General features: G+C 72.2%; 7 protein-coding genes. 5 read left to right on the top strand and 2 right to left on the bottom strand.

Annotated features, from left to right (window positions below; translation table 11 throughout):
- Nucleotides 1-6 precede the first annotated feature (6 nt).
- Both ACWGO8_RS15295 and ACWGO8_RS15290 read right to left on the bottom strand, forming a co-directional pair.
- Nucleotides 7-843, bottom strand: a complete 837-nt coding sequence (locus ACWGO8_RS15295; RefSeq protein WP_452043887.1) for a carbohydrate ABC transporter permease — start codon at nucleotides 841-843, stop codon at nucleotides 7-9.
- Nucleotides 844-846: 3 nt separating this feature from the next.
- Entirely contained in the window at nucleotides 847-1,812 is a 966-nt protein-coding gene (locus tag ACWGO8_RS15290) for a carbohydrate ABC transporter permease (protein WP_376955319.1), read from the bottom strand.
- A gap of 154 nt (nucleotides 1,813-1,966) precedes the next feature.
- Here ACWGO8_RS15290 and ACWGO8_RS15285 point away from each other — a divergent pair, with 154 nt between their 5' ends.
- The 5 genes from ACWGO8_RS15285 to ACWGO8_RS15265 all read left to right on the top strand — a co-directional run bounded on the left by ACWGO8_RS15285 (nucleotide 1,967) and on the right by ACWGO8_RS15265 (nucleotide 12,083).
- Complete coding sequence (locus ACWGO8_RS15285) at nucleotides 1,967-5,233, top strand: glycosyl hydrolase (RefSeq protein ID WP_452043886.1); 3,267 nt, start codon at nucleotides 1,967-1,969, stop codon at nucleotides 5,231-5,233.
- 287 nt (nucleotides 5,234-5,520) lie between these two features.
- A complete protein-coding gene (locus ACWGO8_RS15280) occupies nucleotides 5,521-6,669 on the top strand; it encodes an extracellular solute-binding protein (RefSeq protein ID WP_452043885.1) in 1,149 nt (382 codons plus the stop codon).
- Between the two features lie 94 nt (nucleotides 6,670-6,763).
- On the top strand, nucleotides 6,764-8,980 hold the full coding sequence (locus ACWGO8_RS15275; RefSeq protein ID WP_452043884.1) for a glycoside hydrolase family 3 N-terminal domain-containing protein: 2,217 nt from the start codon (nucleotides 6,764-6,766) through the stop codon (nucleotides 8,978-8,980).
- A gap of 5 nt (nucleotides 8,981-8,985) precedes the next feature.
- Nucleotides 8,986-10,620 (top strand): DUF5597 domain-containing protein, encoded by a 1,635-nt coding sequence (locus ACWGO8_RS15270; protein ID WP_452043883.1) that lies wholly within the window; start codon nucleotides 8,986-8,988, stop codon nucleotides 10,618-10,620.
- 215 nt (nucleotides 10,621-10,835) lie between these two features.
- On the top strand, nucleotides 10,836-12,083 hold the full coding sequence (locus ACWGO8_RS15265; RefSeq protein ID WP_452043882.1) for a BtrH N-terminal domain-containing protein: 1,248 nt from the start codon (nucleotides 10,836-10,838) through the stop codon (nucleotides 12,081-12,083).
- Nucleotides 12,084-12,101: the final 18 nt, after the last annotated feature.

Below are 12,101 nucleotides of genomic sequence, written 5' to 3'. Positions count from 1 at the left end.
TGTGATTCAGCCCTTCAGCCCGCCGGCGAAGCCCTGGATGAAGCGCTTCTGGGCGAACATGTAGAAGAGGAGGATCGGCACCATCGAGATGATCACGACGGCGAAGATCTTGTTCCACGCCGAGACGAGGCCGCCGACGTAGGTGTACATCGCGACGGGCAGCGTCTGCGTCTCCGACCCGCCGAGGAAGATCAGCGAGTTGAAGAAGTCGTTCCAGACGATCAGGCCGGCGAGGATCGCGACCGTTCCGGTGGCCGGCGACATGAGCGGGAGCACGACCCGGAAGAAGGCCTGCGTCGGCGAGGCCCCGTCGATGACCGCGGCCTCCTCGTACTCGGTCGTCAGCCCGCGGAAGAAGCTCGCGTAGAGGAACACCGACAGCGGCAGCAGGATGCCGATCCAGAGCAGGATCATGCCGACCGCGTTGCCCGTGAGCCCGACCGAGCGCGCGCCGATGTACAGCGGCACGGTGCCCAGCTGCGCGGGCAGGATGATCGCGATCAGCACCAGGTAGTAGGTGAGGTTGGTCCAGGTGCGCGTCCGGCGCGCGATCACGTAGGCCGCGACCGAGCCGAGGAGCACGAGGCCGAGGATCGCTCCGGCCGTGATGATGACGCTGTTCAGGATGCTCATCGGGATGCTATTGCGACCCGTCGTCGTGAGGACCTCGACGAACGCGCCGAAATCGATGGACGACGGCGGCGCGACGGCGCTCGTCGTGAGCACCTCCTCGTCGGGCTTCAGCGCCGTGACGACGAGCAGGTAGAACGGCAGGAGCCCGATGAGCGTGACGATCCAGACGAGCACCTCGCGGACCGCGGTGGCCTTGGTGTAGCGGAACATGTCTCAGGCCCTTCCCACCGCGTCGCGGTCGCGGGTGATGTACTGCTGGAGGATGGCGAACGCCAGGATGATGACGGTGAGCACGAGCGCGAGGGCCGAGCCGAATCCGAACTGCCCGAGCGAGAACGCCTGCTTGTAGACCTGGGTCGCGAGCGTCTCGGTCGCGCCCGCCGGACCACCGCCGGTGAGGGCCAGGATCTGGTCGAAGATGCGCAGGCCCTGGATGATGCCGAGCGTGGTCGCGATGGCGATCGACGGGCGGATGGCCGGGACGATGACGTACCGGAAACGTCCCCAGATGCCCGCGCCGTCGAGTGCCGCGGCCTCCTCGACCTCGATGGGCACGCTGGCCAGGCCGGCGAGGTAGATGACCATCGTGAAGCCGGTCTGCTGCCAGACGACGGTGATGAGGATGGCCCAGATCGACCACGTCGGGTCGGCCAGCCAGACCTTCTGCAGGCTCTCGAGCCCGATCAGGCCGAGGAACCCGTTGAGCGGTCCGTCGAACTGGAAGATGAACTTCCAGACGTAGGCGACCGCGAGCGGGCTGAGCACGACGGGCATGAAGAGCAGCGTCCGCAGGATGTACCGCGACTTCAGCATGCGGTTGATCGCGAGCGCGAAGAGCAGGCCGAGGACGTTGGTGAGGATCACGGACGCGAAGGCGAGGAACAACGTGTTCCACACCGCGCCGAGGAGGAGCGGATCCTGGAAGATCCGCTGGAAGTTCTCGAGGCCGACGAAGTCCCAGTCGCCGAGGCCCGTCCAGTTCGTGAAGGCGAAGAACCCGCCCGTCAGCGTCGCGACGTAGTGCACCGCGATCACGAGGAGGACGGCGGGCATGGCCCACCACCAGTGGCCGAAGCTGATCAGCGGCTTCTTCCCGCGCTTACGGGGAGCCGGTGTGTTCCACGCCTCGGGCGGCACGGTGAGTGTGCGAGTGCTGCTCTCGTCGATCGTCACTGTCATCTGCTCTCTGACCTCGTCGTCACGCGCCCAGCCGGATCGGGCGCTATGGCCACTTTCGCATACTTGCGTCTGAATCACACATTAGTCATCCCGATATCGCGTATAAGTGTGGGGCGGATCCGTTCGCACGGTGCGGCTGGAAGGATGGCACCCCATGGAGTACCCGGCACCGATGCCCGTCCCGCCTGCGGATCCGCTCTGGGACGCGTTCGTCGATCCGCCGGATGACGCGCGGCCACGAGCCTGGTGGCACTGGATGGACGGGAACGTCGATCCGGCCGGCATCGAGCGCGACCTGCGCTGGCTGCACCGCGTCGGCGTGCGCGGCGCGCAGCTCTTCGACGGCGGCATGGGCGGGCCACTCGTGGTGCCCGAGGCCGTTCGACCGGGTACTGCCGAGTGGGACGAGGCCGTCGACACCGCCGCGCGCACGGCCGGGGAGCTCGGACTCGAGCTCGCGGTCGCGACGTCGTCGGGCTGGAGCGCGGCCGGCGGGCCGTGGGTCGCGCCGGCCGACGCCATGAAGAAGGTCGTGTGGTCCGAGCAGGTCGTGCGCGGTGGCGCGCCGCTCGAGGTCGAGCTGCCGCCGCTGCCCGCGGTCGCCGGCCTCTACCAGGACTGCCCGCGGTGGGGTGCCGCCGCCGAGCCCGGTGCCGCGTTCTCGGTCGACTGGCGCGTCGTGGCCTTCCCGGCCGACCCGGCGCACGGGGTGCTCGCCCCTGCCGCCGTGCACGCGTCGGCGCCGATCGATGAGGCAGCCACCGGATGCCTCACCGACGCGTCGTTCGGACCGACGCTGTCGCTCCCCCGCGACCCTGACGGCCGGTCAACGGCCTGGGTGGAGCAGGAGTTCGCCGAGCCCGTCACGGTGCGCTCGGTCGTGGTCGGACTGCCGGGTCCGCGCGGGTTCGGCGCGGCGCCACCGGCGGCGGCCGTGCTGCAGGCGAGCGACGACGGCATGGCGTACCGCGACGTGGCCGAGCTCACGCCAACCACCGTCCCGGCACGCACCGTCACCTTCGCACCCGTGACCGCGCAGCGGTTCCGGCTCGTGCTCTCGGGTGGGAGTGCCGCCGATGCGCTGCCGCCGGTCGCGCCCGGCGTGCGCCGGCCGCCCGTGCTGCGCAAGGCGTCCACGTTCGAGGTCTCCGAGTTCGCCCTCCGCGCGGGCGGTCGCGTGCATCACGCCGAGGTGAAGGCGGGCTTCGGCGTCGTGCCCGACTATGACGCCGTCGCCACCGACCAGGCGGCGGACGCGGCATCCGTCGACCCCTCGACCGTCGTCGACCTGACCGGGCACGTCCGCGACGGCGTCCTGCGCTGGGATGCGCCCGCCGGCGACTGGACGGTCCTGCGCCTCGGGGCATCCCTCACGGGACAGACGAACGGGCCCGCGCCGGCCGACTCGACCGGCCTCGAGGTCGACAAGCTCGACGGCGGGCGGGTGCGGTCGTACCTCGCGGTGCACCTCCGCCGGTTCGGCGTCGAGGCGGATGCCGCCGCGCCCGCGGCATCCTCGGCACCGCGCTTCGGGGCGCTGCTCAGCGACAGCATCGAGGCGGGGCCGCAGAATTGGACGGACGCGATCCTCGATCACTTCCGCCGGCGCCGCGGCTACGACGCGTCGCCGTGGCTGCCCGCGCTGGCGGGCGTCCTGGTCGGTGGACCCGACGACGCCGACCGCTTCCTCTCCGACTGGCGCCGCACGATCGCGGAGCTCCTGGCCGACGAGTACTACGGCACGCTGGCCGACGAGGCGCATCGCCGCGGCATGACCTACTACGCCGAGGCGCTCGAGGACGGCCGGCCGCAGCTCGGCGACGACCTCGCGATGCGCTCGCACGCCGATGTGCCGATGGGCGCGATGTGGACGTTCGATCCCGACCACGGGCCGCAGCCGACGTACGTCGCCGACCTCAAGGGCGCGGCCTCCGTCGCCCACGTGCATGGGAAGGCGCGCGTCGGCGCCGAGGCGTTCACGTCGTTCGACCGGCCGTGGGCGTGGACCCCGCGGACGCTGAAGCACATCGCCGACCTGCAGCTCGCGCTCGGCGTCACGCGGTTCTGCATCCACACATCGCCGCACCAGCCGCTCGCGGCGCCCCCGCCCGGCGTCGCCCTCGCGCCGTTCCTCGGCCAGGCCTTCACCGTCAACGAGACGTGGTCGGCGCACGCCCGCCCCTGGATCGACTACCTCGCGCGGTGCTCGGCCGTGCTCGCCGCGGGCGCCCCGGCCGTCGACGTCGCGGTCTTCGTCGGCGAGGAGGCCCCGGTCACGGGCCTGTTCGAGCATCGGCTCGACACGAGCGTGCCCGAGGGCTTCGACTTCGACTACGTCGGACCCGACGCCCTGGCCGGCGTGCTGCGCGTCGACGGCGACCGGCTCGTCAGCGACGGCGCCGCCTACCGCGTGCTGCACCTCGGCGGGTCCAGCCGACGGATGACGCTCGCCTCCCTCGACGCGATCGAGCGGCTGCTCGACGACGGCGCGACCGTCGTGGGCGAACGGCCCGACGGCTCGCCGTCGCTCGGCGACGACCCGACGGCGTTCGCGGAGGCGTGCGAACGCATCTGGGCGGTCCCCCGGACGCGCGGCCGCGTGCTCGCCACGTCGGACCTCGGCGCGGCGCTCGCCGAGCTCGGCCTCCGGCCGGGCCTCGAGATCGAGGGCCCACCGGTCCGCCGGATCGCCCGGGTGATCGACGGCCGGCTCGTGACGTTCATCGCGAACCCGGCGGGCGAGCCGATCGAGCTGCGGCTCCGGCCGTCGGATGCCGCGGCGCCCCTCGTCGCGTGGGATCCCGTCGAGGTGCGGTCCGTGTCGCTGGAGCCCGACCCGGCGGCCGAGGGCCGGACGACCCTGCGGCTGTCGCTACCGGCGTTCGGATCCGCGTTCGTGCTGCCGTCGGCCGAGCCCGAGGCGGCGGCATCCGTCGAGACAGCTGAGCCGGTGCCGATGGACGGAGCCTGGACGCTGTCGCTGCCCGGCCGCCCACCTCTCGCGATGCCCGACGGGCCGGGACTCTGGACCGACCTCGACGACGCGGCGCGCGGCTTCTCGGGCACCGGCACCTACCGGCTCGAGTTCGACCTCGACACCGGGCCGACCGACGGCGAGCGACTCGTGCTGGACCTCGGCGTCGTGCGCGACCTCGCGCACGTCGTCGTGAACGGGCGGGACTGCGGCGTCGCGTGGACCGCGCCGTTCCGCGTCGACGTCACGGCGGCCGTCGCCACGGGCCCGAACGTGCTCGAGGTCGGGGTCGTGACCCCGTGGCGCAATCGCCTGATCGCCGAGGCCGGCGCGCCGACGGGCGAGGTGTTCGAGCCCATGACGAGGGTGTTCGAGGCATCCGCCGAACCGCTCGATGCGGGGCTGGCCGGACCGGTGCTGCTGCGCCGCACGTCGACCCCGCGCTGAGCACGACGAACCCCGGATCAGCGGGACTATTGCGCTGCATAAGCGATACTAATGTCAGAATCGTGCGAATGTGTGTCAGGCTGGATCTGCGGCCAGCGGCCGAGCCAGCCCAGGGCTGGCGACAACGACGTCACGAAAGGTCCGAAATGCCACAGCACCCCGTTTCCAAGCCCCTCCGGTGGTCGCTCCTCGTAGTGCCCGTCGCCGGAGCCATGGTCCTCGCCGGCTGTTCCGGCGGCGGCGACAGCGGCGGAAGCTCCGACGGCGCAGCCGCAGGGTTCTCGCTCATGGTCGCCCAGGCGAACGACGCCGACGACTTCTACGCCCAGATGGCCAAGGCCTACACCGACGAGACCGGCACCCCGATCGAGGTGATCCCCTATCCCTCCGACGCGTACAACACGCAGGTCACCACGCAATTCCAGGCCGGCAACGCGGCCGACGTCGCGATCCTCTCGCCCGGAACCGGCCAGCCGATCTCGGTGATCACGCTCGCCGAGGCGGGCTTCCTCGAGCCGCTCGACGACACCTCGGCCGGTGTCATCCCCGAGGGCACCGAGTCGCTGTACGAGGTCGACGGCAAGGTCTACGGCCAGCCGACCGCGCTCTCGCCCGTCGGCTTCGTGTACAACCCCGCCGCCGCCGAAGAGGTCGGCGTCGACGAGTTCCCGGCGACGTTCGACGACCTGCTGAAGGCCTGCACCACGGCCAAGGACGGCGGCAAGAGCTTCACGGCCCTCGCCGGCTCGGTCTCGTTCAACACCGGCCTGCTCGCCCAGATCATCTCGGCGACCCGGGTCTACGAGGAGACGCCCGACTGGAACGAGCAGCGCGCGTCGGGTGACGTCACGTTCGCCGACAGCGGGTGGAAGCAGACCCTCGAGGACATCGTCGCGATGAACGAGGGCGGCTGCTTCCAGGACGGCGCCGCGGGCGGCACGTTCGACTCGATCACCAACGGCATCGGCGGCGGCACGTCGCTGAGCGCCGCGGTTCCCGGCTCGGCCGCGACCTCGATCAACGCGGGTGCCGGCCTCGAGACCGACATCCAGGCATTCCCGCCGGCCGACGACCAGGGCGAGTTCATGCTCGCGTCTGCCAACTACGCCTGGGCGATCAACGCCAAGGCCGACGACGCGGCCAAGGCCTCGGCGCAGGACTTCCTCGACTGGGTCGCCGAGCCCGCGCAGGCGCAGCAGTACGCCGACCTCTCGGGTGCCGTGCCGATCACCGGCGTGAGCGCCGACACCCTCCTCCCCGTGTACCAGCCGGTCGCCGACCTGCTCGAGTCGGGCGCCTACACGGGCCTGCCGAACGCGACCTGGCCGAACCCGGCCGTCTACGACGCCCTCGGCGTCGGCGTGCAGGGCCTGCTGACCGGCCAGAAGACGGTCGACCAGGTGCTGCAGGACATGGACGCGGCCTGGGACAGCTGATCCACCCGTCCGATCGATCGGTCGCCGCCCGGAGCCTCGCGCCCCGGGCGGCGACCCCGTTCTCCCCCGTACCCGACCAGTACTGGAGCCGAGCATGACCCCCAGCCCGCGCATCCGCGACCTGCTCGACCGCATGACCTGGGCCGAGAAGCTCGGGCAGCTGCAGACCGTGTTCCGCCCGTCGCTCGACGACGCCGCGCAGCTCGTGCGCGACGGCGTCGGCTCGGTGTTCTGGCCGCGGTCGGCCGCCGCGGTCAACGCGCTCCAGCGCGTCGCCGTCGAGGAGACCCGGCTCGGGATCCCCGTGCTCGTGGGGCTCGACGTCATCCACGGACACCGCACGATCGGGCCCGTCCCGCTGGCGCAGGCCGCGAGCTTCGACCCGCAGCTCGTCGCCGACCTCGCGCGACTCGCCGCCGCCGAGGCGCGCTCGGCGGGCGTGACCTGGACGTTCTCGCCGATGCTCGACGTCTCGCGCGATCCGCGGTGGGGCCGGGTCGTCGAGGGATTCGGCGAGGACGTTCACCTCACCGCCGAGCTCGGCCGAGCGATGGTGCGCGGGTACCGGGGCGACGGGCTCGCGGCATCCGATGCCATCGCGGCCACCGCCAAGCACTTCGTCGGCTACGGCCAGCCCGAGGGCGGGCGCGACTACGACGCGATGGATGCCTCGGAGCACCGCCTGCGCAACGTGCACCTCGAGCCGTTCCGCGCGGCGGTCGATGAGGGCGTCGCGTCGATCATGGCGTCGTTCAACACCGTGGCCGGACGCCCGATGCACGCGAACCGGCGACTGCTCACCGACGTGCTCAAGGGCGAGTGGGCCTTCGAGGGTGTGGTCGTGGGCGACGCCGACGGCGTGCGCAACCTGCTGCCGCACGGCATCGCGGCCGACCTCGCCGACGCGGTCCGTCAGGCCTACGCGGCCGGGCTCGATGTCGAGATGGGCGGCGCGCCATCCGATCTCCCGCCTGCGGCGATCGGGCCCGAGCTGCTCGACCCGGCACGCGTCGACGACGCCGTCGCCCGCGTGCTCGCGCTGAAGGAGGCACTCGGGCTCTTCGACGACCCGTACGTGCCCGAGGACGCGGAGCGGCTCGAGCCGACCGACGCGGCCCGACGGCTGGTGCGTCGGGCGGCCGCCCGCACCATGGTGCTGCTGCGCCGCGACGGGACGCTGCCGCTGCGCGATCCGCGCCGGGTGCTCGTCACGGGTCCGTACGCGGAGTCCACCGATCACCTCGGCGCGTGGACGCAGTCGTTCGCCGCCCCGGCCGGCTCCATCGTCGACGAGCTCCGAGCTCGGATGCCGCACGCCGAGGTACGGGCCCTCCCGGGCGTCGGGTTCCTCGACGACGACTCGTCGGGCATCGCGGATGTCGTGGCCGCGGCGCGCGCGAGCGACCTCGTGCTCGTCGCCGTGGGCGAGCCGAGCTCGCTCTCGGGCGAGGCCGCCTCGCGCAGCGACCTGCGGCTCCCCGGGCGGCAGGAGGACCTCATCCGGGCCGTCGCCGCCACGGGCACGCCGTTCGTCGTCGTGCTCGAGAACGGGCGACCGCTCGTCGTCGCCGACTGGATCGACCACGCACCCACGGTGCTCGAGGCCTGGCACGGCGGCACCGAGGCATCCGCCGCCATCGTCGACGTGCTGCTCGGCGACGAGGAGCCCGCGGGCCGCCTGCCGATGTCGTTCCCGCGGTCCGTGGGCCAGGTGCCCGTGTACTACGCGCACGAGCGCACCGGTCGTCCGGCGACGGTCGGCGGCAGCCTCACCGAGACCACCGTCGACGTCGGGCTCCACGGACCCGACAACGTGCAGGAGAAGTACACGTCGAAGTACCTCGACCTCGAGCTCGGGCCGCAGTTCGCCTTCGGGCACGGGTCGGGCTACGCGACGTTCGCGCACGGGGTGCCGCGGGTGTCGGACGCGGACGTGCGACTCGAGGCGCTCGACGGCGGCAGCACCGTCACGCTCGAGCTCGACGTCACGAACACGTCGGCCCGGCGCGGCGACGAGGTCGTGCAGCTCTACGTCGAGGACGTCGTCGCGAGCGTCGCGCCGCCCGTGCGCCGGCTGGTCGCGTTCGAGCGGCGCACGATCGAGCCGGGCGAGACCGTCACCATGCGGTTCGAGCTCGGCACGGCCCAGCTCGGCTTCTGGGCGACGGATGCCGCGACCGCGCGCTTCGTCGTCGAGCCCGGGATGTTCCGGCTGCACGTGGGCAGCACCCTCGAGCGCACCCAGGCGGTCGAGCTCGCGGTCACCCACGACCACCCGCGATCAGACCCGACGAACGGGAGCGCACGATGACGCGAATGACCGGATCAGTACCCGCAAGCGCTTGGACGATCGACGAGGGATTCCGACTCCTCCACGGGGGCCGCCCCGCGCTGCTCCTCGGCGGGCAGGTGCACAACTCCTCGTCGTCGTCGGAACGGTCGATCGCCGACTCGTTCGCGCACGTGCGCCGCATGCACGGCAACACGGTGCTCGCCCCGGTGAGCTGGGCGCTCATCGAACCTGACGAGGGGGACTTCGACCTCGACCTCGTCGACATGATGCTCGAACAGGCCCGTGCGAATGGCCTCCGCCTCGTGCTGCTGTGGTTCGGCGCCTTCAAGAACGCCGCATCGACGTACGCTCCACGGTGGGTGCGCGCCGACGAGGCTCGTTTCCCCCGTGCCGTCGCCCACGCGGCCGGCCTCCAGGCGTTCAGTTACCAGGGTGCGACCCCCAAGCCCGTCCTCTCGGTCTTCGGCGACGAACTGCGCACCGCGGACGCGACAGCGTTCGCAGCGCTCATGACCCACCTCCTCGAGGCGGACCACGAGGACACGGTCGCGATGGTCCAGGTGGAGAACGAGTCGGGGCTGCTGTCCGACAGTCGCGATCGGAGCCCGCTCGCCCACCGGGCATGGGACTCGCCCGTCCCCGGCGCGCTGCTCGAGCACCTCGCCCGAGGCGGCTCCTCCCCGACACGCGACCTCTGGCGCGACCGCGGAGCGGCGACGGCGGGCTCATGGGCGGACGTGTTCGGCGACGACGTGCGTGCCGACGAGATCTTCATGGCGTGGGCGTTCTCCACTTACGTCGAGGACCTCGCCAGCCGCGGACGCGCGATCAAGCCGGTTCCGATGTACGCCAACGCGTGGCTCGGTCCGCAGCCAGGTCAGGACGATCCCGGTCAGTTCCCGAGCGGCGGTCCCGCCTCGCGCGTGATCGACGTCTGGCGCGCAGGCGCTCCGTCGCTCGACCTCGTCGGGCCCGACCTCTACGTCGATGATGCGGATGCCGCGATGCGCACGTACGCCGCGGCTGGGCAGCCGCTCTTCGTGCCCGAGTGCCGCCTGCGCGCGGGCGAGCTCGTGCGCGCGATCGGCGCCTACCGAGCGATCGGTTGGTGCGCCTTCGGGATCGACGACGCGAGCCCCTCGGGGCAGGTCGCCACGACGCTGGCCCACCTGACCGCGCTCGAAGCGGAGATCACGGCCGCCGCGAGCCACGACGCACTCGCCGCGGTCGTCCTCGAGCCCACGTCGGACATCGTGACCGTCCGCCTCGGCGACCTCGAGCTCGAGGCGCGCGGCACGCTGACGCTCCTCCAGCGGATGCTGCTCGACGCTGGCGTCGAGGCGCCGGCACCCGAACTCGCACTGCCCGATGAGACGTCGCCCGACGCGCTCGTGCCGGCGCCGGCGGACACCCGACCGTTCTGCCTGCTCATCGCGGAGGACCGGGATACGGTGCTCCTCGTGGGACAGGGCGTCACGGTGGACTTCTCCGGCGCGGACGAACACCTCGAGCTCGACTCCGTGCAGGAGCTCCTCGTCGAGGCCGGGCGGATCGTCGCGGGCCGCGTCCTCAACGGCGATGAGCGGCTGCACATCCTTCCGACGCACGCGGTCGGCGCGGCTCGGATCCGCCTGCTGCGTCGGACGGTCACGGACTGAGGCACCGACCACCAGGACTTCCCCGCGAGGTGTAGGGTCGTGGCCACGGCGGGTTCTCCGCGCCGGACCCCCTGATCGGCCGTCCACGCCGGCCGACGATGCGGGGGCAGAGGGGATGCGTGTCCCCGGTGAACGAGCGAGCAGTGCACCGCTCCCGTATCCGGCGGGCCTCGGTCGCGTGGAGTCCGGGCCGAACGCCGGTGGAGGACACGATCATGACCGCTCGCAAGCACCTCAAGCAGCTCGTCCGCGACCGGATGCGCAAGACCGGTGAGCGCTACACCGTCGCACGCCGCCACGTCGTCGACGCTGATTCATCGTCATCGTCATCGTCATCATCGTCTTCGTGGGAGCTGCGCGGCGGCGTCCACGGCGACACCGCGGCGCTCGCCAACGTGCTGGCCAACCTGGGCGTCGTCGCGCCGCACACGGGTCGACCGCTGACCGAGGCCATGGTGCTCGGCGTGGGCGGCGGGCTCGGCGCCGGCTACATCCTGTGGGAGTTCGACACGCTCCCGTCCCGGGCACGCGTGCTGACCCTCGGCTTCCGCCGGCTGTGGCAGTACCCCGACCGGTGGGTGCGCGGCACGGCCGAGCGGCTCGGCCTGCACGCCGAGCTGCACGAGACCGGTGGCGCGAAGGGCGCCGCTGCGGCGCTCGACGCGCAACTCGCCGAGGGACTGCCGGCGATCGCCTGGATCGACACCGAGACGCTCGGGCACCGCTTCGAGCCGGCCTGGCGCAGCGGCTACGGCGGAGACCCGCTGGTCGTCTACGAGCGCGACGGCGACGAGTACGCGATCGACGACCGCTCGGCGGCGCGGATCACGGTTCCCGCCGAACGGCTGGCCGCCGCGCGAGCCCGTGTGGGCTCGTACAGGCACCGGCTCGTCACGATCGATCCCGACCGGATCGACCTCGACCTGGTTCCGGCGGTCGAGGAGGGCCTGCGCCTCCAGGTCGAACACCTCGGCGAGACGTCGGACTCGTTCTCGCTGCCGGCCTGGCGCAAGTGGGCGCGGATGACCACCGACACGCGCAACCGGAAGGGCTGGCCGACGGTGTTCGCCGACGGCCGCGGCACCGGCAGCCTGCGCGCCTCGATCTACGCGGGCGCCGGGCACGGCGCGAACCTGCGCGGCCTCTACGCCGACTTCCTCGACGAGGCGACGGAGCTGCTGGGACGCGATCTCGGGGCCGACGCATGGCGGGCGGCCGCCGACGCCTGGGCCCCGATCGTCGACGTCGCGCTCCCGCCCGGCGACGAGCTGCGCACGCTGATCGACCGCACCGACGAACTGGTCGCCCGCGGCGAGGACGCCTCCGAGGTGGCCGCGGCGCGGTGGGCGCTCCAACGCGAGCGCGACGACGCCGTCGACCAACCGCCCGCGATCGGCGACCTCGTGTCGGCGATGTACGAGGCGGAGGTCGCCGCGCTGGTACGGCTCAGGTCGGCCGTGTGAGGCTTCGCCGGTCGGACG

The sequence above is a fragment of the Agromyces sp. NPDC055661 genome (genome assembly GCF_053618135.1).
This window is presented reverse-complemented; position numbering and strand designations above follow the sequence as displayed.